This is a genomic window from Amycolatopsis sp. lyj-112 (assembly GCF_046549055.1).
Classification (GTDB): domain Bacteria; phylum Actinomycetota; class Actinomycetes; order Mycobacteriales; family Pseudonocardiaceae; genus Amycolatopsis.
This window is the reverse complement of the sequence record NZ_JAJPWS010000001.1, coordinates 112,872-137,602: the sequence shown is the minus strand read 5'-3', so window position 1 is coordinate 137,602 and position 24,731 is coordinate 112,872. Positions and strand designations below refer to the sequence as shown.

The 24,731-nt window shown below is 68.4% G+C and carries 22 protein-coding genes and 3 pseudogenes; 12 read left to right on the top strand and 13 right to left on the bottom strand.

Annotated features, from left to right (window positions below; all coding sequences use genetic code 11):
* Positions 1–4 precede the first annotated feature (4 nt).
* A complete protein-coding gene (locus ACLJRL_RS00630; protein ID WP_410653990.1) occupies positions 5–979 on the bottom strand; it encodes an aldo/keto reductase in 975 nt (324 codons plus the stop codon).
* A gap of 108 nt (positions 980–1,087) precedes the next feature.
* Between ACLJRL_RS00630 and ACLJRL_RS00625 the strand changes: the two genes are divergently transcribed.
* Both ACLJRL_RS00625 and ACLJRL_RS00620 read left to right on the top strand, forming a co-directional pair.
* Positions 1,088–1,606 carry a helix-turn-helix domain-containing protein gene (locus ACLJRL_RS00625; protein WP_410653989.1) on the top strand — a complete coding sequence of 173 codons (519 nt, stop codon included), beginning with the start codon at positions 1,088–1,090 and terminating at the stop codon, positions 1,604–1,606.
* Positions 1,603–2,832 (top strand): MFS transporter, encoded by a 1,230-nt coding sequence (locus ACLJRL_RS00620; RefSeq protein ID WP_410653988.1) that lies wholly within the window; start codon positions 1,603–1,605, stop codon positions 2,830–2,832. The genes ACLJRL_RS00625 and ACLJRL_RS00620 overlap by 4 nt, the downstream gene beginning before the upstream one ends.
* Before the next feature lie 42 nt (positions 2,833–2,874).
* On the opposite strand, the gene ACLJRL_RS00615 is transcribed toward ACLJRL_RS00620, so the two are convergent.
* Together ACLJRL_RS00615 and ACLJRL_RS00610 are read right to left on the bottom strand one after the other, a co-directional pair.
* The gene (locus tag ACLJRL_RS00615; protein WP_410653987.1) at positions 2,875–4,251 is read right to left on the bottom strand and encodes an amidase; all 1,377 of its coding nucleotides are present in this window, start codon (positions 4,249–4,251) and stop codon (positions 2,875–2,877) included.
* Between the two features lie 7 nt (positions 4,252–4,258).
* Positions 4,259–5,248, bottom strand: coding sequence for a D-2-hydroxyacid dehydrogenase (locus ACLJRL_RS00610; protein WP_410653986.1), 990 nt, complete (start codon positions 5,246–5,248; stop codon positions 4,259–4,261).
* Between the two features lie 99 nt (positions 5,249–5,347).
* Between ACLJRL_RS00610 and ACLJRL_RS00605 the strand changes: the two genes are divergently transcribed.
* Genes ACLJRL_RS00605 through ACLJRL_RS00595 form a run of 3 tightly spaced genes read left to right on the top strand, consistent with a single transcriptional unit; the run spans position 5,348 to position 7,595 of the window.
* Positions 5,348–6,088, top strand: a complete 741-nt coding sequence (locus ACLJRL_RS00605; RefSeq protein WP_410653985.1) for an Asp/Glu/hydantoin racemase — start codon at positions 5,348–5,350, stop codon at positions 6,086–6,088.
* Positions 6,089–6,131: 43 nt separating this feature from the next.
* Entirely contained in the window at positions 6,132–6,899 is a 768-nt protein-coding gene (locus ACLJRL_RS00600) for a maleate cis-trans isomerase (protein WP_410653984.1), read from the top strand.
* A gap of 3 nt (positions 6,900–6,902) precedes the next feature.
* Positions 6,903–7,595, top strand: coding sequence for a GntR family transcriptional regulator (locus ACLJRL_RS00595; protein WP_410653983.1), 693 nt, complete (start codon positions 6,903–6,905; stop codon positions 7,593–7,595).
* A 4-nt stretch (positions 7,596–7,599) separates the two neighbouring features.
* Here ACLJRL_RS00595 and ACLJRL_RS00590 read toward each other — a convergent pair whose 3' ends face one another.
* From ACLJRL_RS00590 to ACLJRL_RS00580, 3 genes are all read right to left on the bottom strand, one after another.
* Positions 7,600–8,076: a DUF4262 domain-containing protein gene (locus tag ACLJRL_RS00590; RefSeq protein ID WP_410653982.1), complete on the bottom strand. Its 477-nt coding sequence runs from the start codon at positions 8,074–8,076 to the stop codon at positions 7,600–7,602.
* Between the two features lie 283 nt (positions 8,077–8,359).
* Complete coding sequence (locus ACLJRL_RS00585) at positions 8,360–9,418, bottom strand: tartrate dehydrogenase (protein WP_410653981.1); 1,059 nt, start codon at positions 9,416–9,418, stop codon at positions 8,360–8,362.
* Between the two features lie 26 nt (positions 9,419–9,444).
* Positions 9,445–10,908 carry an NAD-dependent succinate-semialdehyde dehydrogenase gene (locus ACLJRL_RS00580; RefSeq protein ID WP_410653980.1) on the bottom strand — a complete coding sequence of 488 codons (1,464 nt, stop codon included), beginning with the start codon at positions 10,906–10,908 and terminating at the stop codon, positions 9,445–9,447.
* An 88-nt stretch (positions 10,909–10,996) separates the two neighbouring features.
* On the opposite strand from ACLJRL_RS00580, the gene ACLJRL_RS00575 reads away from it, so the two are divergent.
* A complete protein-coding gene (locus ACLJRL_RS00575) occupies positions 10,997–12,247 on the top strand; it encodes an aspartate aminotransferase family protein (protein WP_410653979.1) in 1,251 nt (416 codons plus the stop codon).
* Positions 12,247–12,744, top strand: a complete 498-nt coding sequence (locus tag ACLJRL_RS00570) for a DUF3830 family protein (protein WP_410653978.1) — start codon at positions 12,247–12,249, stop codon at positions 12,742–12,744. The genes ACLJRL_RS00575 and ACLJRL_RS00570 overlap by 1 nt, the downstream gene beginning before the upstream one ends.
* 63 nt (positions 12,745–12,807) lie before the next feature.
* On the opposite strand, the gene ACLJRL_RS00565 is transcribed toward ACLJRL_RS00570, so the two are convergent.
* On the bottom strand, positions 12,808–13,791 hold the full coding sequence (locus ACLJRL_RS00565) for a hypothetical protein (protein WP_410653977.1): 984 nt from the start codon (positions 13,789–13,791) through the stop codon (positions 12,808–12,810).
* 149 nt (positions 13,792–13,940) lie between these two features.
* Between ACLJRL_RS00565 and ACLJRL_RS00560 the strand changes: the two are divergent.
* The 3 genes and pseudogenes from ACLJRL_RS00560 to ACLJRL_RS00550 all read left to right on the top strand — a co-directional run.
* Positions 13,941–14,165 (top strand): annotated as a pseudogene (locus tag ACLJRL_RS00560) (AfsR/SARP family transcriptional regulator); the annotation flags it as partial.
* Between the two features lie 130 nt (positions 14,166–14,295).
* A pseudogene (locus ACLJRL_RS00555) lies at positions 14,296–15,273 on the top strand (BTAD domain-containing putative transcriptional regulator); the annotation flags it as partial.
* A 30-nt stretch (positions 15,274–15,303) separates the two neighbouring features.
* Positions 15,304–16,920 (top strand): tetratricopeptide repeat protein, encoded by a 1,617-nt coding sequence (locus ACLJRL_RS00550; RefSeq protein ID WP_410655113.1) that lies wholly within the window; start codon positions 15,304–15,306, stop codon positions 16,918–16,920.
* On the opposite strand, the gene ACLJRL_RS00545 is transcribed toward ACLJRL_RS00550, so the two are convergent.
* Positions 16,904–17,692 (bottom strand): Calx-beta domain-containing protein, encoded by a 789-nt coding sequence (locus ACLJRL_RS00545; RefSeq protein ID WP_410653976.1) that lies wholly within the window; start codon positions 17,690–17,692, stop codon positions 16,904–16,906. The two genes, ACLJRL_RS00550 and ACLJRL_RS00545, sit on opposite strands and share 17 nt — an antisense overlap.
* Before the next feature lie 201 nt (positions 17,693–17,893).
* On the opposite strand from ACLJRL_RS00545, the gene ACLJRL_RS00540 reads away from it, so the two are divergent.
* Together ACLJRL_RS00540 and ACLJRL_RS00535 are read left to right on the top strand one after the other, a co-directional pair.
* A complete protein-coding gene (locus tag ACLJRL_RS00540; protein ID WP_410653975.1) occupies positions 17,894–19,276 on the top strand; it encodes an FAD-binding oxidoreductase in 1,383 nt (460 codons plus the stop codon).
* Positions 19,277–19,287: 11 nt separating this feature from the next.
* Positions 19,288–20,841 carry an acetolactate synthase large subunit gene (locus ACLJRL_RS00535; protein ID WP_410655112.1) on the top strand — a complete coding sequence of 518 codons (1,554 nt, stop codon included), beginning with the start codon at positions 19,288–19,290 and terminating at the stop codon, positions 20,839–20,841.
* Between the two features lie 25 nt (positions 20,842–20,866).
* Here the strand turns inward: ACLJRL_RS00535 and ACLJRL_RS00530 are convergent, their stop codons facing one another.
* The 5 genes and pseudogenes from ACLJRL_RS00530 to ACLJRL_RS00510 all read right to left on the bottom strand — a co-directional run bounded on the left by ACLJRL_RS00530 (position 20,867) and on the right by ACLJRL_RS00510 (position 24,722).
* On the bottom strand, positions 20,867–22,291 hold the full coding sequence (locus tag ACLJRL_RS00530) for an MFS transporter (protein ID WP_410653974.1): 1,425 nt from the start codon (positions 22,289–22,291) through the stop codon (positions 20,867–20,869).
* Positions 22,292–22,354: 63 nt separating this feature from the next.
* Positions 22,355–22,444: pseudogene (locus tag ACLJRL_RS00525) on the bottom strand (DUF3761 domain-containing protein); the annotation flags it as partial.
* 78 nt (positions 22,445–22,522) lie between these two features.
* Positions 22,523–23,275 (bottom strand): SDR family NAD(P)-dependent oxidoreductase, encoded by a 753-nt coding sequence (locus tag ACLJRL_RS00520; RefSeq protein ID WP_410653973.1) that lies wholly within the window; start codon positions 23,273–23,275, stop codon positions 22,523–22,525.
* A gap of 9 nt (positions 23,276–23,284) precedes the next feature.
* Positions 23,285–24,172 (bottom strand): SRPBCC family protein, encoded by an 888-nt coding sequence (locus ACLJRL_RS00515; protein WP_410653972.1) that lies wholly within the window; start codon positions 24,170–24,172, stop codon positions 23,285–23,287.
* Positions 24,165–24,722 (bottom strand): ArsR/SmtB family transcription factor, encoded by a 558-nt coding sequence (locus ACLJRL_RS00510; RefSeq protein ID WP_410653971.1) that lies wholly within the window; start codon positions 24,720–24,722, stop codon positions 24,165–24,167. Before ACLJRL_RS00510 ends, ACLJRL_RS00515 begins: the two co-directional genes overlap by 8 nt.
* Positions 24,723–24,731 lie beyond the last annotated feature (9 nt).

Genomic DNA, 24,731 nt, shown 5'->3' with positions numbered 1-24,731 from the left:
GATCCTAGGCGATGCCCTCGGGGCTGGCGCCCGCCACCGGGACCGCGTCGGCGGTGAGCCGATCGATCTCCGCGAGGTCGCCAGCTGTCAGCTCGATGTCGGCCGCGGCGAGACTGGCTTCGATATGGGCCGCCTTCCGGGCACCCACGATGGCGACGTGAACCCCCGGCTGTGCCAGCACCCACGCGATCGCCAGCTGACTGACCGAGATCCCCTTACCCGCGGCGAAATCCTCGAGTTTGTCGACGACGGCCAGGTTGCGACGGAAGTTCTCACCGGTGAACGCCGACGAACGCGAACGCCAGTCGGTCTTCTCGAACGTCGTGTCCGGGGTGAAGGAACCGGTCAGCAGGCCGCTGCCGAGCGGGCTGTACACGAGCACGCCGACGTCGTTCTCCCGCGCATACGGCAGCGGCTCGGTTTCGATGTGACGGCGGAACAGGTGGTACGGCGGCTGCAGGGTTTCGACCGGTCGCGTCCTGTCGAATTCGGCGAGTTGCGCGGAGCCGTAGTTGGAGACACCGATGTGCCGGATCTTTCCGGCGTCGACGAACTCCTGCAGGATCCCGGCGGTCTCCTCGGCCGGAGAATCAGGGTCGGGCCAGTGGATCTGGTAGAGGTCGATGTAGTCGACGTCGAGGAAACGAAGACTGTCTTCGATCCCCTGGGCCAGCCACTCACGACGGGAATCGCGCGGCCGCTCGGAACGCGGTTTGATACCACCCTTGGTGGCGATGACGACACTCTCTCGGTCGCGCTTGAGTTCTTCGCGCAACGCTCTCCCGAGCATCGCCTCGGACTTCCCGAAACCGTAGGCCTGTGCGGTGTCGAAGAAGGTGACCCCGAGTTCGCGGGCGTGCCGGATGGCCGCGATCGCCGCGTCCTCGTCGAACGAACCCCAGTCCCCGCCGAGCTGCCAGGTGCCGAAGGCGATCCTCGACACTTCGAGGCCGCTCCTGCCCAATGTCGTCGTACGCATACCCCCAGCACAGCACAGACATCGGATCATTGCACCGGATCTCCCAGCCAACGATACCCCCAAATAACTGTTTGACGGTCGTCGTCCCGGCAGCCGATACTCGCCGTCATGTCCGAGTCCCCCAGTCTCGACGGGCTGCGCGTCCTCGCCCATCCCGTGCGGCTGCGCATTCTGTCGCTGTTGACCGGTGCCGCGATGAGTGCCGCCGAAGCCGCGCGCGAACTCGGTGAGACACAAGCGAATATCAGCTATCACCTGCGACGGTTGCACGAGGCCGGACTGCTCGACGTCGTCGAAGAGATCCGGATCCGGGGTGGCATGGCGAAGCGGTACCGGCATGATCCGGAGTCCGGCATGCGGTTCGGCTCGAAGAATCCGCAGGACGAGCAGCTTCTCGCCGCGACGATGGCCGAAGAACTCAAGCGCCGCAGCGAATCCCGCGCCGTCGGCCCGCGCGGCTCGATGACCGACGCGGAGATGTGGGTCGATCGCGAGACCTGGGAGCAGGCGCTCGAACACGCCCGCGAACTGAGCAGGCTCCTGCACGCGGCCGCGCGGCCGCCCCGCACCCGGGGCACGATCCCGGTCAGCGCGACGGTCTCGATGTTCGAGATGACGAAGCCGTGACGACGCTGCGCGCACCTCTGCGCCACCACAGTTTCCGCTGGCTCGCGGCCGGCCGGACGTTCGGCGAATTCGGCAACGCGGTGGCGCCGCTCGCGCTGGCGTTCGCGGTGATCGACCTGACCGGCTCGGCGGTGGACATCGGCATCGTCGTCGGCGCCCGGTCGGTGGCGAGTGTGTTGCTGTTGCTGTTCGGCGGCGTCCTGGCCGACCGGCTGCCGCGCTCGGTGATCTTGCAGGGCACCGAACTCGCCGCGACGCTCACCCAGGCGACCATCGCGGCGAGCGTCCTTTGTGGATTCGCGTCGATCCCGCTGCTGGTCGGGCTGAGCGTGATGAACGGCGCGGTGTCCGCGATCTCCCTGCCCGCGGCGGCGTCGATCACCCCCTTGACCGTGCCCGCCACCCTGCTGACGCAGGCCAACGCGCTGGTGCGGCTGCTCTCGAACACCGGACGGATCGCCGGCGCCGGGCTCGGCGGCATCCTCGTCACCGCGGTCGGCCCGGGCTGGGCGCTGGGCGGGAACGCGTTGCTGTTCCTCGGCTCCGCCCTGTCCTACCGGCGCATCCGCCTGGACCGCCGGGAACGGATCCCCGGCAGCCGCCCACTGGCGGAACTCGCCGAGGGCTGGCGGGAGTTCCGTTCGCGGACCTGGGTGTGGGTCGTGGTCGTGCAGTTCATGGTGGTGAACGCCGTCATCGCCGGCGGGATCGCGGTGCTGGGTCCGCTGGTCGCCGACTCGACCTTCGGGCGGTCCGGCTGGGGATTCGCCCTCGCCGCGCAGACGATCGGCTCGCTCGTCGGCGGGATCCTCGTGGCTCGATGGCAACCACGGCGCGCTTTGTTCATCGGTGTCGCGGTGATCCTTTTCGAAGCGCCGCCGCTGATCCTGCTCGGCCAGGCGCCCTGGCTGCCTCTGCTGCTGGCGGCCATGTTCGTCTCCGGCATGGCGATCGAGCAGTTCGTGGTGGCGTGGGACGTCTCGCTGCAGGAGAACGTGCCCGAGGACAAACTCGCGCGCGTCTACTCCTACGACATGCTCGGTTCCTTCATCGCCCTGCCACTCGGCCAGATGGCGGCGGGACCGGCCGCGCTGCACTTCGGGGTCAGTACGACGCTGCTCGCCTGCGCCGCGCTGGTCGTGGCCGCCACCTGCCTCGCCCTGTGCAGCGCCCAGGTGCGGGGCCTGGTCCGGAAGACCCACCCCGCACCCATTCCACAGCCCTGACCTCGCGGCGATAGCAAAGGTCCCTTGCTCTCTTTCCGCAGGTCACGGCCAGGGACGGACCTCTTCGAGGAGCTTCGCGACCGCGAGCACCAGGTCGTCGGAGTGCCGGGGGCCGACGATCTGCAGGCCCACCGGGAGGCCGCTGGACGTGCGTCCCGCCGGGACGCTGATGGCCGGCTGCTGGGTCATGTTGAACGGGTAGGTGAACGGCGTCCAGTCCGGCCAGCCGTCCAGACCACTGCCCGGCGGGACCTCGCACCCGGCCTCGAAAGCGGGAATCGGGACGGTCGGCGTGATCAGCACGTCGTAGCGCGTGTGGAACTCACCCATCAGGATGCCCAGCGCGGCCCGTTCGGCGTTGGCGCCGAGGTAGTCGCTGGCGGAGAAGGTCTTGCCGAACTCCCACACCTTCCGCAGGCCGGGGTCGACCTTCTTGTCCGAACCCGCGGGGAAGGTGTCCAGCCACTTGGCCGCACCCGTCGACCAGAGGATGTCGAAGGCGGGTTTGGGGTCGGCGAATCCGGGGTCGGTCTCTTCGATGTGCAGGCCCGCGTCACCCAGCGACTGGACCGCGGATTTCACGATCGTCGCGACCTCCGGGTCGACGTCGACGAAGCCGAGCGTCGGCGAATAGGCGGCGTTCAGCCCGCGCACGTCCCGGCGGACGGCTTCGCGGTAGGTCGAGAACGGTGGAGCGAGCGCGGCGGGGTCGCGGTAGTCGGGCATCGAGAGAACGTCGAGGAGCAGCGCGGTGTCGTCCACCGAACGCGCCATCGGGCCGGCGTGCGACAGCGGGCCGAACGGGCTCGCCGGGAACAGCGGGATCCGGCCGTGCGTCGGCTTGAGACCAACGATTCCGCAGAACGAGGCCGGAATCCGGATCGAGCCGCCGCCGTCGGTACCGACGGAGAGCTCGCCCATCCCGGCCGCGACGGCCGCGGCGCTCCCCCCGCTGGACCCGCCCGCCGTCGTCCTCGGGTCGTGCGGATTGCGGGTGATCCCGGTCAGTGTGTTGTCGGTGACGCCTTTCCAGGCGAGTTCCGGCGTCGTGGTCTTTCCCAGCAGCACCAAGCCGTTTTCGCGCAGGCGCGCGGTGACCGGGCTGTCGACGTCCCAGGGCTGGTCGGGGTCGATGCAGCGTGAACCGCGCAGCGTCGGCCAGCCCTGTGTCAGGAACATGTCCTTGATCGAGGCGGGGACACCGTCGAGCCAGCCGATCGGGTTCCCGTCCCGCCAACGGATTTCGGACGCCTTCGCCTGTTCGAGTGCACGATCGGGGTCGACCAGGCAGTAGGCGTTGGTCTCACCGTCGCGTTCCTCGATGACACGCAACGCGTTCTGCGTGGCCTCGACCGGCGAAAGCTCTCCGGTGGCATAGGCCGCGACGAGCTCGCTAGCGGTCAACTTGGTGTCGTTCATCCGGCCCCTAACCTTGGCGAAGCGTCTCCGACGGCACATACCCGAGCTGCTTGTCCACGACGTTGCGCAGCGTCTCTCCCGCGCGCCAGCGACGGAAGTTGTCCGCGAACACCTCTACCAGAGTATTACGCCAGCCGACGAAGTCGCCCGACATATGCGGGGAGATCAGCACGTTTTCCATCGTCCACAAAGGACTTTCAGCGGGCAGCGGCTCGGTGTCGAAGACGTCGAGCGCCGCGCCACCGACCGGACCGTCCCGCAGCGCGCCGACGAGGTCGGAGGTCACCACGAGTTCGCCGCGGCCGACGTTGACGAACCGCGCGCCGGGTTTCATCGCGGCGAAGGTCTCGGCGTCGAACATGCCCTTCGTCTGCTCGGTCAGGGGCGCGACGGCGACGACGTAGTCGGCCTCGGGAAGGTGTCGCGCCAGGTCCGAGGACGCGTACACGTCCCCGAAGTCGGGATCGTTCTCACGAGGACGTCGGCCGACGCCGGCCACCGACATCCCGGCCGCGCGCAGCAGCCGGGCGATCGACCGGCCGATCGGCCCGGTGCCGACCACGAGCACCCGGCGACCCGAGATCCGTTCACTTTCCCGGTGCCGCCACTGCCTGTCCCGCTGCAACTCCCACGAACGGACGAAATCCTTGGCGAAGGTGAGGACCACACCGAGGACGTACTCGGCGATCGCTCCGTCGAACACCCCCCGCGAGTTGGTCAGCACGACATCGCTGTCCTGCAGCCCGGGGAAGAGCACGGGGTCGACACCCGCGCTGGCAATGTGCAGCCAGCGCAGCCTGTCGGCCGCGGCCCAGGCACCGGGAACGGCGTTCGACAGGAAGTCGTAGACGAAGAGCGCGTCAGCTCCAGGCAACGCTTCAGCCAACCCGGCCTCGTCGGTGTAACGAACCACCGCTTCGGCTTCGATAGCGCGCATGTCCGGTGGGCGTGCGTCTCCGCACAGCACCGCAAGCACCGGGGTCTCCGAGCCGATCACGTTGACACCGTAAAAGTGACTCGTATGATTGTCAACAATCCGAGGAACGACCCCCGGAGCACCGGACTGTGACAGCAGAAGTTTTCCGGAGGCTGAAACTTGGATTTCGACTTACTGGAGTTCGAAGGACCGTTGGCGCAGCGCGGCATCGGTGTCATCGCTCCGTTCGACCTCGCCCTGGAACGCGAGCTCTGGCGCTGGGTGCCGATGGAGGTCTCCCTCCATCTGGCCCGGACGCCGTACGAGCCGGTGCCCGTGAGCATGGAGATGGCCCAGCTCGTCAGTGACAGCAGGCACCTCGCCGCCGCCACGAGAGACGTGCTCCATGTGGAGCCCGAAGTCGTCGCCTATCTGTGCACCTCCGGCAGTTTCGTCAACGGTGTGGACTACGAACGCTCCTTGACCAAGGCGATCTGCGACGCCGGGGCGCCGGACGCCGTCACCACGTCCGGGGCGCTGGCCGAGGTCCTGCACCAGCTGGACCTGCACCGCGTCTCGGTCCTGACGCCCTACGACGGCGACCTGACCGCGAAGCTGCACGACTTCCTCGGCGAACTCGGCGTGCGGACCGTCTCGAGCGACCACCTCGGCCTGGGTGGCGGCATCTGGAAGGTCAGCTATCGCACCATCGCCGAACGCATCCTCGCCGCCGACCACGCCGACGCGGAGGCCATCTTCGTCAGCTGCACCAACCTCCCCACCTACGATCTGATCGAGCCACTCGAAACCGCGCTCGGCAAACCGGTCCTCACCGCGAACCAGCTCACGATGTGGGCCTGTCTGCGGCGGATGCGCCTCCCGATCGTCGGCCCGGGCAAGTGGCTCCGTGAGGTCGCTTGACCTCCTCCCCTACGATTGTCGACAATCTGCCACCGGAGGTTCCGTGCCCATCACGTCCACCCCACCCGAGCCGCCGTCCAAGACGCACACGATCGGGTTCATCTACCCCGATCACGCCGCCGAGGACGACTACCCCCTCGCCGAGCAGCTCCTCGGCGGGGACATGGCCGGGATCAAGCTGCCGGTCGAGCACATCTACGGCACCGACCTGCACGCCGTGCCCGAACTCCTGGACCTCGGCAGCGAAAGCCGTCTCGCCGACGGCGCCGCGCTACTGGCCAAGCACGAGCCGGACGCGGTGGTGTGGGCTTGCACCAGCGGGAGCTTCGTCTACGGCTGGGAAGGCGCCCGGGACCAGGCCGACCGGCTGGCCGCCGTCGCCGGTGTGCCGGCGTCGAGCACCTCCTTCGCCTTCGTCCACGCCGCGCAGTCCCTCGGTGTCCGGCGGGTCGCGGTCGCCGCCAGCTACCCGGACGACGTCGCCCGGCTGTTCGTCGACTTCCTCGGTGCCGGCGGGATCGAAGTGGTCTCGATGGGCAGCGCGGACATCGACACCGCCGCCGAGGTCGGCGAGCTGAGCCCGGAGGCCGTCGTCGAACTCGCCTTGAGCCGCGACCACGCGAACGCCGACGCACTGCTCGTCCCCGACACCGCCATGCGGACGCTCGGCGAGATCAACACACTCGAGTTCCGCCTGGGCAAACCGGTGCTGACCGCCAATCAGGTCACCGTCTGGGAAGGCCTGCGGCTCATCGGGAAATCCCCGCTCGTCCGCACGCTGGGCGCGCTGTTCGGCCAGAGAGGCAGCTGAACCATGACCTTGCCGGATATCGAGCCGGTCAGCCGGGAGTCGACCGCCGGGATCATCGCGCGCCAGCTGCGCGACGCGATCATGACCGGCGCGCTGCCTCCCGGCACCCAGCTCGGTGAGACCGATCTGGCCTCGCGGTTCCAGGTTTCGCGGGGGCCCTTGCGGGAGGCGATGCAGCACCTCGTCTCCGAAGGGCTCCTGCGCAGCGAGCGACACCGCGGGCTGTTCGTGATCGACCTCGAACCCGGCGACGTCTACGACATCTACTCGGCGCGCTCGGCCATCGAACGCGCCGCGATGCTCCGGGCGCTGCGCGGCGACCGGGAGAAGGTCGCCACCGAACTCGAACAGGCCGTCGCCGACATGGCCGTCGCCGCCGGCGATGACGATCCGACCGCGCTCTCCTGGGCGGACCTCCGCTTCCACGAGGCGCTGATCGCCGCCTCCGGCAGCAAACGGCTCGTGCGGATGGCACGGACCCTGCTCATCGAGACCCGGATGTGCCTCACCGCGTTGCAAGGGACCTATCAGCGGGTCGAAGAACGGGTCACCGAACACACCCGGATCATCGAGGCCCTGCGAGCGGGCGACGAGACGACCGCGCTCGCGCTGCTGGAAGCCCATATGGAGGACGCCGTCCAGCGGCTGGCCCCGGGCACCAGCCTGCGGGAGGGCGAAGCCCCCGCCGTGCCATAGTGATTCAGCCACGGACCCGCGCCCCCAGCACCGGCTGCCCGCCCGTCCCGCCGCGGAAATCCCTTTCCCACGGCCAGTTCCCGCGCTCGTCCGGGTAAACCAGCTGCAGGGCACGGAAATCGTGGCCGTACAGGTTGACCGCGGTGAACAGATGCGCCGACGGCGTACTGAGCTGCACGACCTCGAACGCGGGCGACTCCGCCGTCGCGGGCAGTACCTCACCCGGTTCCGGCGGCTCCGACCGGACCATCTGCCGGGCGAAGAAGTTCAGCAGCTGCCCCGATCTTCGCTCACGCAGGCCGGTGACGACCAGTTCCGGCAAGCCGGCATCGGTGAGCCCGACCGTATACGCGAAGGCAGGCTGGGCCGCTCCGCCTTCGACGGTCTGCACCATCCAGCCGTGCTTCAGGATCAGCGGGCGGACCTCGTCGGCGAGGTAGTCGCCACGGCTCTTCTCGGGATTGTCGCAATGCCAGCACATCGGCGTGCTCCTCCGGTCGTCGAATTCGGTGATCGACACTATGCACCGGGGCACCGACAAAAAGAGTCGTGAGTGGTAATGACGGTTAGAACCGTCATTACCACTCACGAGCCCCCTGAACCGCCTGCGTTCCGTCGCCCCCTTGCCGCCCAGAAGTACGTGAAGGCGACTGAGGGGAACTTTGAGGGACTCTGAGTCCGTCAAGGAGGCCTTCACGGACCTAAAACACCACGACCTGCCCACTCACGACCAAGGGGACTTGACACGCGACTAGGACGATGGTTCAAGATAGAGCGGCGACCACCGCGGACCCGAGTTCGGCGGTGGTGGACTTCCCGCCGAGATCCGGGGTCTTCACCGCCCCCTCTTCGAGCACCTTCTCCACCGCAGCGTGAATCTCTTGTGCCGCCACGGTTTCCCCGAGATGGTCGAGCAGCATCGCACCCGCCAGGATCTGCGCCACCGGATTCGCGATGCCCTGCCCGGCGATGTCCGGAGCACTACCGTGCACCGCCTCGAACATGGAAGGAAAGTCACCCGCCGGATTGATGTTCCCCGATGGCGCCATTCCGAGCCCGCCCGTCACGGCCGCCGCCAGGTCGCTCAGGATGTCGCCGAAGAGATTGGAACCGACCACGACATCAAGACGATCCGGCGCCTGCACCATCCGCGCGGCGAGCGCGTCGACATGGCATTGTTCGGCGTGCACGTCCGGGTATTCCGAAGCGATTTCCAGGAAGATCTCGTCCCAGAACGGCATCGAGTGAATGAGCCCGTTGGACTTCGTCGCCGAGCAGACCCGCCCCGTCCGGGTCTTCGCCAGTTCGAAGGCGTAGCGGATGATCCGCTCCACCCCCACCCGCGTGAACACCGATTCCTGTAAGACGAATTCGCTGCTCTGGCCACGATTGTGGCGTCCACCGATCGCCGAGTACTCGCCCTCGGAGTTCTCGCGGACGATCACCATCTCCAGCTCGTCGGCGCTCCGGCCTGCCAGCGCCGACGTGGTTCCCGGTAACAGCCGGACCGGCCGCAGATTGACGTACTGGGAGAACGCACGCCGCACCGGAATGAGGAGACCCCACAACGAGACATGGTCCGGCACACCGGGAAAGCCGACGGCACCGAGGAAGATCCCGTCGAACCGGGAAAGCTGCTCGATACCGTCTTCCGGCATCATCGAGCCGGTCTTGGTGTACCGCTCGCAGCTCCAGTCGAACTCCGTCCAGGACAAGGAGAAACCGTGCGAGGCCGCCGCACGGTCGAGGACCTTGCGGGCCTCGACCGTGACGTCGACACCGATCCCGTCACCCGGGATGCTCGCGATCCGATAAGAAGTCACCGCTTGAGAAGTCGCAGTTTGAGATGTCACAGGGCCACCGCGATGTACTTGGTCTCGAGGAACTCGTCGATACCGACACTGCCGCCTTCACGACCGAGGCCCGACTGCTTGATCCCGCCGAACGGTGCCGCCGGGTTCGAGACCAGGCCCTGGTTGAGACCGATCATGCCGGCCTCCAGCCGTTCCGAAACCCGCAACGCCCGTTTGAGATCGGAGGTGTACACGTAGGACACGAGACCGAACTCGGTGTCGTTCGCCGCGGCGATGGCTTCGTCCTCGCTGTCGAACGGAGTGATCGGGGCGACCGGCCCGAAGATCTCTTCCGAGGCGAGCCGGGCATCCTTCGGCACGTCGGTGAGCACGGTGGCCTGATAGAAGTTACCCGGACCATCCACAGTGGACCCACCGGTGAGAACACGCGCTCCACGCTCGGTGGCATCGGCGACCAGGCTGCTGACCTTCTCCACCGCGGCTTTGTCGATGAGCGGACCGACGACGACACCTTCCTCGGTGCCGCGGCCCATCGGCAGGGCCTCCATGCGTTCGGTGAGACGACGGGAGAACTCGTCGACGATGCCTCGCTGCACGTAGAAGCGGTTCGCGGCGGTACAGGCCTCGCCGATGTTGCGCATCTTCGCGGTCATCGCACCTTCGACGGCCGCGTCGAGGTCCGAGTCTTCGAAGACCAGGAAAGGAGCGTTGCCGCCGAGTTCCATCGAAGTCCGGAGCACCTTGTCCGCGCACTGTTCCAGCAGCTTCCGCCCGACACCGGTGGAGCCGGTGAAGGACAGCTTGCGGGCACGGCCGTCCCGGATGAGCGGTTCCATCACGCCGCCGGAGTCCGACGTCGTGAGCACGTTCAGCACGCCTTCCGGCAGCCCCGCTTCGGCGAGGATCGCCGCGAGCGCCAACATCGAAAGGGGGGTCTGAGCCGCGGGTTTGATCACCATCGTGCAGCCAGCCGCGACCGCGGGGCCGATCTTGCGGGTGCCCATCGCCATGGGGAAGTTCCACGGCGTGATCAGCAAGGAGGGCCCGACAGGCTGTTTCGTCACCAAGAACCGGCCGACGCCGTTCGGCGCGACCGCGTAACCACCGTCGATGCGGACGGCCTCCTCCGCGAACCAGCGGAAGAACTCGGCCGCGTAGGTGATCTCGCCCTTCGACTCCGCGAGCGGCTTGCCCATCTCGAGGGTCATCAGCAGCGCGAGCTCGTCGGCACGCTTGACGAGCAGGTCGTAGGCGCGGCGCAGGATCTCACCGCGTTCGCGCGGCGCGACCTTCGCCCAGTCGGCCTGCGCGGCGACGGCGGCGTCGAGTGCACTGACGCCGTCCGCCGGTGACGCGTCGGCCACCTCGCACAGGGCTTCGCCTGTCGAGGGGTCGAGAACGGGGAAGGTCTTCCCACCCGCGGCGGGCACCCACTTGCCACCGATGAACAGTTCCTTGTCGACCGCCGCGACTACACCGGTCTCACTGATCGAGCTCATCCCAACGCTCCTCCGTATTGTCCCGACCGCCATGCTATGGATATTGTCAACAATCGACAACAGCTCAGCCGACCTAGGAGCGCAGCCCATGGCCCAGCTATCACCGCTGCTCAAGCAGGCAACGCCGGTCGTGGTCGACCACGGTGAAGGGGTGTACCTCTACGACACCGATGGCAAACGTCACCTGGATTTCACCGCCGGGATCGGCGTGACCAGCACCGGCCACTGTCACCCGCACGTGGTGAGCGCCGCGCAGGAGCAGATCGGCAAGCTCATCCACGGGCAGTACACGACGGTCATGCACAAGCCGATGCTGGAGCTGACCGAGAAGCTGGGCGGCGTACTGCCGGAAGGCCTGGATTCCCTCTTCTACTCGAACTCGGGCAGCGAAGCGGTCGAGGCCGCGCTCCGGCTCTCCCGGCAGGCGACCAAACGCCCGAACGTCATCGTGTTCCAGGGCGGGTTCCACGGCCGGACGGTCGCCGCGGCGAGCATGACGACGTCGGGCACCCGGTTCAGCGCGGGGATCTCGCCGCTGATGTCCGGCGTGCACGTCGCGCCCTTCCCGTACGCCTTCCACTACGGCTGGGACGAGGAGACCGCGACGAAGTTCGCCCTGCGCGAGCTCGACTACCTGTTCGCGACGGTCGTCGCGCCGAACGAGACGGCCGCGTTCTTCATCGAACCCGTACTCGGCGAGGGCGGCTACGTCCCGGCGAACCCCGCGTTCATGGCCGGCTTGCGGGAACGTGCGGACAAGCACGGGATCCTGCTGGTGGCCGACGAGATCCAGACCGGCTTCGGCCGCACGGGCAAGTTCTGGGGGCACGACCACTTCGGGGTGCGCCCCGACATCGTCCTCATCGCGAAGGGACTCGCGAGCGGGTTCCCGATCTCCGGCATCGCCGCGTCGGAAGAGCTGATGGCGAAGGCGCTCCCCGGTTCGCAGGGCGGGACCTACGGCGGCAACGCGGTGGCCTGCGCCGCCGCGGTCGCGACGCTGGAGGTGATCCAGCGGGAAGGCCTGGTCGAGAACGCCGCCGAGCGCGGACGCCAGCTGCTCGAAGGCGTGCGGGTGATCGCGGACAAGTCGGCGTCGATCGGCGACGTCCGCGGGCTGGGGCTGCTGGTCGGCTCCGAATTCACCACCCCGGACGGCGAGCCGGACACCGCGAGGGCCCAGGCGGCGCAGAAAGCCGCGGGCGCCCACGGGTTGCTGCTGCTGACCTGTGGTGCGTACATGAACGTCGTCCGGATGGTGCCGCCGCTGATCGTCAACACCGAGCAGGTCGACGATGCGCTGCGGATCTGGGGCGACGTCGTGGCGGAGGTCTCCTGATGGCCCGGTACATCACGATCACCCTGGACAAACGCGGCGTTTCCTGCCGGGCCCGGCTGCTCGACGCCGAGGCCCCGCGGACCTGCCGCGCGGTGTGGGACTCGTTGCCGCAGAGCGGTTCGGCGTACCACGCGAAGTACGCGCGGAACGAGGTCTACACCCTCGTGCCGCCGTTCGCCGACCCCAAACCGGGCCGCGAAAACCCCACGGTGACCCCGATTCCGGGTGATGTCGTGTACTTCGGCTTCGAGGCGTGGGAGATCGGGAACCCGGCGTACGGCTACGACGACGGGAGCGAGGCGCACAGCGACCAGGGCGCGACGGACCTCGCGATCTTCTACGGCCGCAACAACCTGCTCATCAACGGCGACGCGGGCTGGGTGCCCGGCAACGTGTTCGCGTCGATCGAAGAGGGACTGGCCGAAATGGCCGAGGCCGCGCAGGATCTCTGGCTGCGCGGCGTCGAAGGCGAGACGCTTTCGTTCGCACGTGCGTAAAAGCTCGTGGGCGGTACGGATTCCCCACCCGTACCGCCCACGAGCCCGGCACCCCTCCCTGGCTTATTGAGCGGCGGTGATCCGGTATTCGACGCCGCCGATCTCGTTGCCGCGCGGGTCGACCTGGGTCACGTGGACGGTGTACTTCCCGCCGGCCGCCTCCGGGCCGGCGGTGAAGCTCAGCTGGGCGGGCACCTGCTCACCCGATTTGAACGTCAGCCCGCTGATCCGGGCTCGCTGCGGGTTCACGATGGCCAGTTCGGTCTCGCCGACCCGTTCGATGCCCTCACCCTTCGCGCCGCCTGCCCGCCAGCGTGCGGCGAGGTCGGCACCGAGGTCGATCGTGATCCGTCCCGGGCCGGTGAACGGCTTGCCCGGCTGTGTGAAGACGATGTCGCCGACCGCCGTGGGCTCACGCCCATCCCAGCCGAACACGATCGGCCGGACCTGCGGGACCTTGATCTTGAGCGGCACCGCGTTCACGTTGTGCCAGCCGATGTTGTTGTTGTTCCGCGCGTTGGTGGACGTGCTCGGGCCTTCCGTCGGCAGATCGGACGGCGAGAGCCACCGGGCCAGCAGGCAGAAATGCGAACCGATCGGGACGTTCCACGGGATGACGACCCGCTTGGTGCCGTAGGGCACGGCCACGTTGGTGGCCGAGCCGATGTAGTTCCACTGGCTCGTCCACTGCGCCACGGTGCCCTGATTCGTGTACCAGGTCTGCAGGGTCCCGTTCTCGAGCCCGTCACCGTACGGGCCCGGGTTGTTGAGGGTGACGTGGATGTAGGCGGTGGTGCCCTGGACGATCGCGTCGTCGGTGGCGCACAAGACCGTCGCCGAGAAGCACACTCGGATGTCGGGGCTGGAGTAGAGCGAGCCGGCTGAAGGCTCGAACCCGACGTCGGACGTGTTGTCGCGGATGAAGACGTCACTGCGCCCCTCGGGCGCGGCCTGCACCGCCGGTGCGACACCCGCGAACAGTGTCGCGACGGCCAGTACGGCCGACGCGATCAAGGTTCTGCGGCGCCGCGGATTCCTGCTGATCATGTTCCCCTCCTTGGGCGAAACATTCGACTCACCGACAGTCGGGCAGCGCGGTTGTGGCGCGGTTGTCGGGATCTTGTGCCCTAATTGGCCGATTTCGGTGAGTCTTCGCCCGGATACGCTCACCGAGGTCACACGCCGGAGGGAGCAAGGTGCCCGGGCCAGGGGAAGTGCAGGTGCTGGGCCCGATCGAAGCGATCGGCCCCACCGGGCGGGCAAAGCTCCACGGCGCCCGCCAGCGAGCCGTGCTCGGCGTTCTCGCCCTGCACGCGGGCACGGTCGTGCCGATCCCCCGGCTGGTCGACGTCCTCTGGGGTGAGGATCCACCCCGGACCGCGGTCAAGACCCTGCACAGCCACGTCGCCCGGATCCGCCAGGCTTTGGAGGACTGCGGATTCCCGCCGGTGCTGCTGACCCGGAAACCCGGCTACGTGCTCACCGTCCGCTGTCGACGCCCTCCGGTTCGAAGAGGAACTTCGTACCGCCAAACGGAACACACCGGACCAAGCGGTGACCGTCTTACGCGAGGCGTTGCGGCTCTGGCGCGGAGAAGCCTTCGCGGACGCCGAACTCGACGGCTGGGGCCTCCGAGAGGTCGAGCGGCTCGAGGAACTGCGGCTGTCGGCCTGGGAAGAACTGTGGGATGCCGAACTACGGCTCGGCGACCACGAGGAAGTCATCCGGGAGGTGCCCCGGTTGCGGGCCGGGCATCCGTACCGCGAGCGGCTCGCCGCGCTGCACATGCTCGCGCTGCATCGCTGCGGAAGGCACGCCGAAGCGCTCGAAACCTTCCAGACGATACGACGGGGACTGGCCGAAGAGTTCGGTGTCGACCCGGGTCCGGATCTGGTCGAACTGCATACGTCGATCCTGCGCCGAGCGCCCGAACTCGACACGCCCGCACGGGGGACGGCGCCCGCGCAGCTCCCCGCCCGCGTCGGGCACTTCACCGGACGGCAGCTCGAACTCGCGTCCCTGGACCGGCTTCTCGACGAATCCGAGCGGCCGGTCGTGGTCATCTCCGGCGCGGCCGGGATGGGCAAGTCCGCGCTGGCCGTGCAATGGGCGCACCGCATCGCGGACCGCTTCCCCGACGGCCAGCTCTTCCTCGACCTCGCCGGACACGACCCGCACGAGGCGGCTTCGTCGGGCGACGCGCTCGCCCACCTGTTGCGCGGCCTCGGCCTGCCCGACGAGCGGCTGCCCGACGCGACGGCCGAACGCGCCGCGCTCTACCGCTCGCTCCTGCACGGCAAGCGATGCGTGGTCGTCGCCGACAACGCGGGCAATGTCGACCAGATCCTGCCGCTCGTCCCCGGGACGGCGAACGCGATGCTCGTCGTGACCAGCAGGCAGACCCTCGCCGCGCTCGGCAGCAGGCACGCCGTGCACGTACTCGCCCTCGACGCGCTGGCCGACCCGGAGTCCGTGACCCTGCTGACGCGCGTGCTGGGCGCCGAACGCGTCGCCCGCGAGCCGGAGCAGGCCGCGCGGCTGGCCAGATTGTGCGACGGGATGCCCTTGGCGCTGCGGATCGCGGCCGCCCGCCTGACCGGGGAGCCGGGGTGGCCGATCGCGGCGCTCACCCGCGAGCTGACCGGCGTCGGCAGGCTGGAAACCCTTGCGGTTCAAGGGGATTCCCGGACGGTGGAGACCGTCCTCGCGAGTGCTTATCTGCCGCTGGACCAGGCGTCGGCACGCCTGTTCCGGCTCTCCGGGCTGACCCCGGGGACGTCGTTCAGCTCAGCTCTCGGTGCCGCGCTGTGCGGAGTGCCGTCGGGCGCGGGCAGGGCCGCCATCGCGGCGCTCTCCGCCGCACATCTGGTCACTCCGGCCGGCCAAGACCGTTTCCGCTTCCACGATCTGATCCGCGAATTCGCCGTCGCCTGTGCCCGCGCCGACGAAACGACGGCGAGCCGCGCGGAGGCGGCGGACCGGCTCGTCGACTGGTACCTGCACGTCGCCGCCGAGGCGAACCGGGTCATCGACCCCAACCGCGATCTGGTCACCCCGGCGCTGCGCCACCCCGCACCGGAAACACCGTTCCCACCGGAACGGCGCGCGGCGCTGGCGTTCCTGGGATCCGAACGCGCGAATCTGCTGCCCGTGGTCCGGTTCGCGCGGGAGCACGGCCGCAATACCGCGGCCTGGCAGCTGACCTACCTGCTGACGAGTTTCTACGACACCACTGGCGGCTGGAACGAGCGGATCGGGCTGTGCCGCGAGGGCGCCGCGGCCGCCGCCGAACTCGCCGATCCGTTGGCGGAGGCGGAAATGCTGCGCGCGCTGGGGGCCGCGTACTTCATGACCCGCAGGCTCACCGACGCGCTCGAGACCAACGCCCGCGCGCTGAAGGCCGCCCGTGCGGCGGGCGATCTCGAAGGCGAAGGGCACATCTACAACAACACCGCGAACGCGTACGCCGCGCTGCGCCGGTTCGACGAGGCGATCACCGCGTACCAGCTGGCGGTGGAACGGTGCACTTCGGCGGGCAACCAGCTCGGGCGCGCGCTGTCCCAGCGCAACCTCGGCCACGCCTACATCCGCCGTGGCCAGGCCATGGACGGGCTCACCCCGCTGACGGCGGCGCTGGCGACGTTCCGCGAACTCGGCAATGCGCGCCTGGAAGCCGCCACCTTGGACACGCTCGGCGAGGCCTACGAAGAACTCGGCGACCACGACGTCGCACTGGAATACCTGGTCGAGGCGCTGGCCGCGAGCCGGGCGATCGGCGATCGGTGGCAGGAATGGGAATCCCTGCTGCACGCCGGCCAGGTCCACCTTTCCCGGCGTGACTTCCTGTCCGCGCGGGACGATTTCGACCAGGCGCTGCTGATCAGCCGGGACGTCGGGAACCGGCACAGTGAGGCCGCCGCGCTCGACCGGCTCGGCCGCGCCTATCTGGGGCTCGGTGATCTGGCCGCGGCGCGGGAGAACCTGGAGCGCGGACTCGCGGTCCGGGCAGGGGTCCCGGATCCCTACGAGGAGGCTCACCTGCGCCGCGACCTCGGTGACCTGGAGGCGCGATGCGGCGACACGGCCGCCGCGGCCACCCACTGGGCTCGAGCGATCGAGCTGTACCGGCGGGCGAACGCGACGGCCGACGCCGACCTGGTCACCGGGCGGGGCTGATCACCACATTCGAGGTCGCGTGCACGAGCTTCCCCTGCGACGGCTGGAAGAACTCGACCCGCGCCCTTCCCTCCTGATCGGGCAGGAGCGTGAATTCGGCGTATCCCCTCGTCTCACCGCGCTGGAAGGTGACGACACCGTCCTTCACCGGCACGTGGCCGGAGCCTTCGGTGCGATAGCGGATCGTGAGCGGACCCGCCCACGGCCGGGAGAGCACGACCGGCACCTTGCAGCTGGTGCCCTGCGCGAAGTTGGGTGGGATCGACCAGCAGATCTCGCCTTCCTGGGTCGTGGCCAGCGGCGAGGTCTTGGCGCCGTCGTCGTCGGCCACCCACGCGACGCCGACGCTGTGCCCGATCCGCAGGCCCCGCTCGCCGTAGAGCCGGAGGGAGAACATCTCGTCGTTCTCGACGACGGAGTCGGCGCGGACCTTGACCGCGACGGTCTGGGTGTCCGCCTGGCCGGACCAGGTCAGCGTGCCGGCGCTCGGCAGGTAGTCGACGCCTTCCTTGGCGGTGAACGCCGGATCGACCGGTGAGCCGTTGCCCTCGATCGTCCGGTAGTCGACCGAGCCCTGCGGTGCACAGCTCCCGCCCTCGACGGAGACGGCGAAGAGGAAGGTGGTGTACCCGGCGCTCGTCCCTTCGCCCCGGCTCTCGCCGCTGACGTTCACCACGGGCGCCGTACAGCTCGCTTCCCTGCCTTCGGCCGCCGGTATCGCGAGCCCGAACGTGACCGCGAGCGCCGCCCCCAATGTCGCGATCCGTCTCATCCTTGGTCCCATCGAGCGTCCACCCCTTCCGGCGGGCCGCCGGAAGGCCCGCTGTGACAGGGGTATCCGAGTGAGGTTGTCGTGAGGTTGTGACCACCGCGAAACGACCACGGTCGAACATGAAAATGATTCATGGCCACAGCCGCCCACGACGTACTACGCTTCGGTAACCAGGCAAAGACGCGTGAGGAAGGGCTGTCGATGGGCGATGTTGCGGCACGGTTCGCCGAAATCGTCGGGGACACGAATCTGCTGGCAGGTGCGGCGATCCCCGAGGACTACGCACACGACGAGGCGTTGACGACCGCCCCGCAGCAACCCGCCTACCTGGCGAAACCAGGAAGCGCCGAGGAGGTCGCGGAGCTGCTCAAGGCCGCGGGCGAATACGGCGTGCCGGTCACCGCGCGGGGCTCGGGGACAGGACTTTCGGGGGGTGCACGGCCACGCGAAGACAGTCTGGTGATCTCGTTCGAGCGAATGAACGCGGTACTGGAGATCGACACCGAGAACCACGTCGCCGTCGTCCAGCCGGGCGTCACTCTGTCCGAATTGGACGAGCAGACGGCCAAGGCGGGGCTCGGCTACACCGTCTATCCCGGCGAGCTGAGTGCGAGCGTCGGCGGAAACGTCGGGACGAACGCGGGCGGGATGCGCGCGGTCAAATACGGCGTCACGCGGCACAACGTCGTGGGGCTGGAGGCGGTGCTGCCGACCGGCGAGATCATCCGGACGGGTGGCAAGACCTCGAAGGTGTCCACCGGCTATGACCTGACCCAGCTGATCATCGGCTCCGAAGGCACGCTCGCGATCGCGGCCGAGATCATCGTGAAGCTGTATCCGCGGCTGCCGCACGGCGCGACGGTGCTCGCCCCGTTCGAGACCTTCGACGAGGTGATGACCGTCGTCCCGAAGATCATCTCCAGCGGGCTCGCGCCCCATATCCTCGAATACATCGACAACCTGACGCTCGCCGCGATCAGCTACAACGAGCAGCTCAGTCTCGGCGTCCCGGACGAGATCCGCGACGCCACACAGGCGTATCTGGTGGTGGCGCTGGAGAACCGCGACAACGATCGGCTGCACGCCGACATCGAGGAACTCGGCGGACTGCTGGGCGAACTCGGCGCGATAGACGTCTATGTGCTCGAAGGCAACTCTGCGCGCAAACTCATCGAGGCACGCGAGAAGGCGTTCTGGACGGCCAAGGCCGTCGGCGCCGACGATGTGATCGACGTGGTGGTCCCGCGGTCCGCGATGCCGGAATTCCTACGCCGGACCAGGGAAATGGCGCTGTCGCGAGAAGCGGGCGCGATCGGCTGCGGACACGCCGGCGACGGCAACGTCCACCTCGGCATCTTCTGCAAGGACAAGGAGAAGCGGAAGAAACTGCTGACCGACATCTTCGCGCTCGGCATCGAACTCGGCGGCGCGATCTCCGGCGAGCACGGTATCGGTCGGGCGAAGTCCGAGTATTTCCTCGACCTGGAGGACCCGGCGAAGATCGCGCTGATGCGCCGGATCAAAGAGAGCTTCGACCCGGCCGGGATCCTCAATCCCGGTGTTCTTTTCGCTGAGAGGGCTTGAAAGTGACTGAGATGAACGGCGCCCAGTCCCTGATCCGCACGCTCGTCGACAGTGGTGTCGACGTGTGCTTTTCCAATCCCGGCACGTCGGAGATGCACTTCGTGGCCGCGCTCGACACCGTCCCCGAGATGCGAGGGGTGCTCGGCCTCTTCGAAGGCGTCGTCACCGGTGCTGCGGACGGTTACGCGCGGATCGCCGGCAAGCCGGCCGCGACACTGCTGCACCTCGGCCCGGGTCTCGGGAACGGACTGGCGAACCTGCACAACGCGCGCCGCGCGAACACCCCGATCGTCAACGTGATCGGGGATCACGCGACCTATCACAAGCAGTACGACGCCCCGCTCGAATCGGATATCGAGGCCGTCGCCGGTTCGCTCGAAGGCTGGGTCCGCCGGTCCGAGCACACGAAGGACGTCGGCGCCGACGCCGCCGCGGCGGTCGCGGCCTCCCAGGACGCCCCCGGGCAGGTGGCGACGCTGATCCTCCCGGCCGACGCGTCCTGGGGTGAGGGCGGCGAGACCTGCGCTCCGATCCCGCCGCGGATCCCGCAGGCCGTCGACGCGAACACGGTGAAGAAGATCGCCGAGGTGCTGACCGGCGGCGAACCGGTCGCGCTGCTCATCGGCGGCAGCGCCACCCGTGAGGAAGGACTGCGCGCGACCAGCCGGATCGCCGCCGCGACCGGGGTCAAGGCGTTCGTCGAGACGTTCCCCTCGCGGCTCGAACGCGGCGAAGGCCTGCCGATGATCGAGCGTTTGGGCTACCTCGCCGAGCAGGTCGCGTACCAGCTCGACGGGATCAAGCACGTGATCATCGCCGGGACGAAGGCGCCTGTGTCGTTCTTCGCCTACCCGGGCAAGCCGAGCAACCTCGTGCCCGAGGGCGCGCAGGTCCACGTGCTGGCCGAAGCCGGGCAGGACATCCCCCGCGCGCTGAACGCCATCGCGGACCTGGTCGCGGCCGAAACGGAACCGGTGCTGCAGCAGGCGGCCCGGCCCGCGCTGCCGTCCGGGCCGCTGACCCCGCAGAACTGGGTCGACGTGATCGGCGCGCTGCTCCCGGACCGCGCGATCATCGCGGACGAGGCCAACACCTCCGGCCTGCTGCTGCCGACCGCGACCGCGGGTGCGCCGCGGCACGACGTGCTGACGCTGACCGGTGGCGCGATCGGCTACGGCATGCCCGTCGCGACCGGTGCGGCCGTCGCCGCGCCGGACCGGCCGGTGATCAACCTGCAGTCCGACGGCAGCGCGCTGTACACGATCTCGGCGCTCTGGACGCAGGCGCGGGAGAACCTCAACGTCACCACGGTGCTGCTGAACAACCGCGCGTACGCGATCCTGCGGCTGGAGTTGCAGCGCGTCGGCGCGGACGCCAACGGTCCCAAGGCGAACGAGCTGCTCGACCTTTCGCGGCCGGACATGGACTTCGTCAAGATCGCCGAAGGAATGGGCGTTCCGGCGACACGGGCGACGACCGCGGAGGAACTGGCCGAGCAGTTCCAGCGGGCGCTGGCCGAGCCCGGCCCGCACCTGATCGAGGCGATGGTGCCGACGCTGTTCTGAGGGGTCGTGAGTGATTCGGGTCGTATTAACGGCCCGAATCACTCATCGCCGGCTCGGCCTTTTGCCTCACTGGCACGATCGCGGTCAGCGCCAGCCCGAGGAGCGCCGCGGCCGCGGCCACCCCGAAACTCAGCCGGAAGCCGTCCGAGGACGGGACCGAAGTCCCTCCGACGGTGATCGCCAGCGACGCGAGCATGGTCGCCATCACCGCGCTGGACGTCGCCGTGCCGACGGAGCGCATCAGCGAGTTGAGTCCGTTCGCGGACGCGGTTTCGGTGACCGGCACCGAACCCATGATCAAGGCGGGCATGGCGGCGTAGGCGATGCCGACGCCACCACCGATGATGATCGACGCGGTGATCAGCTCGAAGGCGTTGTCCATCAGCACGGTCGCGAAGAGGTACCCGGCCGCGATGGTGACCGCGCCGGTCATCAGCGTCGTACGCGGGCCGTACCGGGCGATGAGCCGGGCGGACACCGGCGACAGCATGAACATCACCAGCCCGTTCGGCGCCAGGCAGAGCCCGGCCTGCACCATCGTCAAGCCGAGGCCGTAGCCGGTCGACGCGGGCGCTTGCAGCAACTGCGGGAACGACAGAGCCATCGAGTAGAGCGCGAAGCCGATCATGATCGACGCGAGGTTGGTGAACAGCACCGGCCGCCGGGCGGAGACCCGGAGGTCCACCAGCGGATCCCGGCGCCGCAGCTGGTAGGCGCCCCAGACCAGCAGGACCGCCACCGCGGCACCGGCGAATCCGAGGGTGCGGCCGCTGCCCCAGCCCCATTCGCCGCCCTTGATGATCGGCAACAGCAGGCAGACCAGCCCGACGGCGAGCCCCAGCGCACCGATGTAGTCGAACGGTGCGGGTGTCTTCACCGGCGACTCCGGCACAACGAACAGGATCAGCAGGCCGCAGACCAGCCCGAGTCCCGCCGACGCCCAGAAGAGGACGTGCCAGTCGGCGTTCTGGGCGACCAGCGCGGACACCGGCAGCCCGATCGCGCCGCCGACGCCGAGCGTCGAACTCATCACCGAGATCGCCGCGCCGACGCGTTCGGGCGGGAGTTCGTCGCGCATGATGCTGATCCCCAGCGGGATCGCGCCCATCGCGCAGCCCTGCAGGCCCCGGCCGACGACCATCAGCGCGAGCGAACTGGTCAGCGCCGACAGAACCGAACCGGCGACCAGGAAACCCAGGCTGATCAGCAGCAGCCGGCGTTTGCCGTAGAGGTCGCCGAGCCTGCCGCTCACCGGCATCACCACGGCTCCGGCGACCAGGGTCACCGTGACCACCCACGAAGCGTCGGACGGCGACGCGTTGAGCAGCCGGGGAAACGCCGGGATCAGCGGGACGACCAGCGTCTGCATGAACGAGGCCACCAGACCACAGGTGGCGAGGACGACGACGAAGAGCCGGGGCGAAGGTGCTCGGCCGACACCGTTCACCATGCGTATCCCATGATCCGACCTTACACAGAGCCTCCCTCCGAGGTGAATGGTTGACCGACAGGATCACAACCAGGTGCGGACACCACCGTGTCCCGAGCAGGTACCCCGGCGATTCTGGCTGTAGCTATAGGAACCGTCCTTGCAGAGAGCCGTTTACCCGGGTGTGAGCGTGGGCGGGGCTCAGGTGCTGGTGGGCGCGGCTTCCACACCGTTGTTACAGCGGGAAAGACGTCAGTCGACCATCGTGCCGCAACTGATGTTCAGCGCCGTCGCCGTCATGCTGCGCGCGTGGTCCGACGCGGCGAAGGCGGCAACGCGGGCGACGTCCTCCAGTGACGCCGTCCGTTTGAGCATCGTCGCGTCGACCATGTCGCGGATGGCGTCGCCGAGGGCGGCGTTCGCGGGGATCGTCTCCGGGATCCCGCCCGTTCGCAGGGTCAGTACCCGGATACCGGACGGGCCGAGTTCGCACGCGAGCCCTCGCCGCAAGGCTTCCATCGCACTGAACGCGACCTGGAGCCCGCCCAGGTGGTAGCCCGGCAGCGGATCGCCGTCACCGCCGAACATCAGGATCACCCCGGACCCCTGCCCGATCATGTGCCGGGCCGCCGCCCGCGCGGTCAGGAAGTTCGTCCGCACCGCCGTCCGGACCGGGCTTTCGAAGTCCGCCAACGACATCTCGACCAGCGGAGTGCCTTGGACATCGTTGTGCGTGATCAGATTCATCGAGATGTCGACGCTGCCGGCCGAACCGGCCACCGAGGCGGCGTGTTCGTCGATGGCCGCTTCGTCGAGTGCGTCGAACTCCGCGGTCTCGGCCTTTCCACCGCTCGCCCGGATCTCGTCGGCCACCGCGTCGAGAGTCTTCAGCGTGCGTCCGGTGAGGTGCACCGTCGCACCCTCCCTGGCGAATCCGCGAGCCACCGCGCTCCCGATCCCGCCCGCCGCACCGTAGATGATGGCGTTCCTGCCCTCGAGCAACACCGGATCCTCCTACTTTCCGTCGATGGTGATGAGTCCTTCGGGTGTCCCTTCCAGATAGACGTCGACCCACATCGGGTTCCAGACGTCGATCTCGTGGAACCGCCGCAGTTCCGCCACGCCGCTGAGCCAGCCCATCCACGAGCCGTACGGCGGCTTCTCGTCGGAGAATCCACTTTGGACGAACGTGAGTTTCGTGCCACCACCGGAATCTTCGAGCTCCCAGGTGGCGACGATGCCGTCCTCGTAGGCGAGCGACATCTTGCCGTCGGGTACCAGATCGACGATCTTCGCCGGCCTCGGATCCATCTCCAGCGAGCCCATCGCCCAGCGACCGCCGACGTGGGGCTCGGCCTCGATCCGCGCACCGAACCAGCGCGTGAACTCGGCGGGATCGGCGATCGACGCGTAGACCTCCCCGCGCGGCGCGTCGATCCGCACTTCCTCGCGCATCCGCGGGGAGGTGAGATCGCAGCGTGCGGTGATCGGACGGCCCTCGACGTGATCGACGAGGTTCGAGACCGACAGCGCCCAGAACGTGTGAATCATGCCGAGTGGCGAATCGGGGTCCGCGAGCAGCGCCTCGAAGTCCGGCAGACCGGTCTGGCTGAAGGTGATCACCGTCCCTTCACCATCCTCAGCCAGCTTGAACTCGACGACGGTCTCGGTGCCGTCGATTTCCCAGGCGTATTGCAGGACGTTGTCCTCGGCCTGCAAGAGCTTCTGCCGCGGAACGTCGCCCACCGGTGTGTAGCGGCCCCAGAATTCGTACCGCCCCGGCAGGTCCACGGCGGCGTGTTCCGAGAGCCAGGAGCGCAGTGCCCCGGCGTCGGTGAGCGCGTGCCAGACGTCCTGGACCGGCGCGCGCAGACGCACCTGGAACCTCATCGGTTCAGTCATGGGGTTCTCCCTTCGGATAGCAGGCCACGGCGAGTTTGAAGGCATCACCTTCCGCACCGCCGTAGCGCGTGAACAGGTCCTGCAAAGTCGTCTTCAGTTCGTCGAGGAACTCCTGGCGCCGCTCCGGCTCCACCCGGATCTCGCCGGAAACACCGATCGACGGCAGTTCCGGCGCGGCGCGGTCGAGCACGGCCACGTCGGCCTGGACCTCTTCCATCAGGTCCACGAGGTAGCCGAGGCTCAGTTCGTCCCGCACCGCCCGCGGGCCGATCCGGCCGACCAGCCGCGGCGACAGCCAGTACGAACGCGCGCTCGCCTGGTACACGCCCTCGCTGATGCCGCGCACCCGGCGTTCCGACACCTGCTTGACGACACCGGCCTCGACCAGGCGTTTCACGTGGTAGTAGACCCGCTGCGGCGTCTGGTCCAGCACCGCGGCCACCTCGGTGCAGGACCGCGGCTCCGCGAGTTGCCGCAGGACGTCGACACGCTGCGGTTTCAGCAACGCCTCCGCCTGATCCAGCCGCTCCAGGTACTCGAGGTCCTTCACTGCGCCACC

Excerpts from the sequence above, each read along its gene's own strand:
- ACLJRL_RS00580 (WP_410653980.1), bottom strand. The coding sequence starts at position 10,908 with ATGAGCTCGATCAGTGAGACCGGTGTAGTCGCGGCGGTCGACAAGGAA.
- ACLJRL_RS00535 (WP_410655112.1), top strand. The coding sequence starts at position 19,288 with ATGAACGGCGCCCAGTCCCTGATCCGCACGCTCGTCGACAGTGGTGTC.
- ACLJRL_RS00625 (WP_410653989.1), top strand. The coding sequence starts at position 1,088 with ATGTCCGAGTCCCCCAGTCTCGACGGGCTGCGCGTCCTCGCCCATCCC.
- ACLJRL_RS00565 (WP_410653977.1), bottom strand. The coding sequence starts at position 13,791 with ATGATCAGCAGGAATCCGCGGCGCCGCAGAACCTTGATCGCGTCGGCC.
- ACLJRL_RS00595 (WP_410653983.1), top strand. The coding sequence starts at position 6,903 with ATGACCTTGCCGGATATCGAGCCGGTCAGCCGGGAGTCGACCGCCGGG.
- ACLJRL_RS00545 (WP_410653976.1), bottom strand. The coding sequence starts at position 17,692 with ATGAGACGGATCGCGACATTGGGGGCGGCGCTCGCGGTCACGTTCGGG.
- ACLJRL_RS00590 (WP_410653982.1), bottom strand. The coding sequence starts at position 8,076 with ATGTGCTGGCATTGCGACAATCCCGAGAAGAGCCGTGGCGACTACCTC.
- ACLJRL_RS00515 (WP_410653972.1), bottom strand. The coding sequence starts at position 24,172 with ATGACTGAACCGATGAGGTTCCAGGTGCGTCTGCGCGCGCCGGTCCAG.
- ACLJRL_RS00575 (WP_410653979.1), top strand. The coding sequence starts at position 10,997 with ATGGCCCAGCTATCACCGCTGCTCAAGCAGGCAACGCCGGTCGTGGTC.
- ACLJRL_RS00540 (WP_410653975.1), top strand. The coding sequence starts at position 17,894 with ATGGGCGATGTTGCGGCACGGTTCGCCGAAATCGTCGGGGACACGAAT.
- ACLJRL_RS00630 (WP_410653990.1), bottom strand. The coding sequence starts at position 979 with ATGCGTACGACGACATTGGGCAGGAGCGGCCTCGAAGTGTCGAGGATC.
- ACLJRL_RS00530 (WP_410653974.1), bottom strand. The coding sequence starts at position 22,291 with ATGGTGAACGGTGTCGGCCGAGCACCTTCGCCCCGGCTCTTCGTCGTC.
- ACLJRL_RS00615 (WP_410653987.1), bottom strand. The coding sequence starts at position 4,251 with ATGAACGACACCAAGTTGACCGCTAGCGAGCTCGTCGCGGCCTATGCC.
- ACLJRL_RS00550 (WP_410655113.1), top strand. The coding sequence starts at position 15,304 with ATGCCCTTGGCGCTGCGGATCGCGGCCGCCCGCCTGACCGGGGAGCCG.
- ACLJRL_RS00570 (WP_410653978.1), top strand. The coding sequence starts at position 12,247 with ATGGCCCGGTACATCACGATCACCCTGGACAAACGCGGCGTTTCCTGC.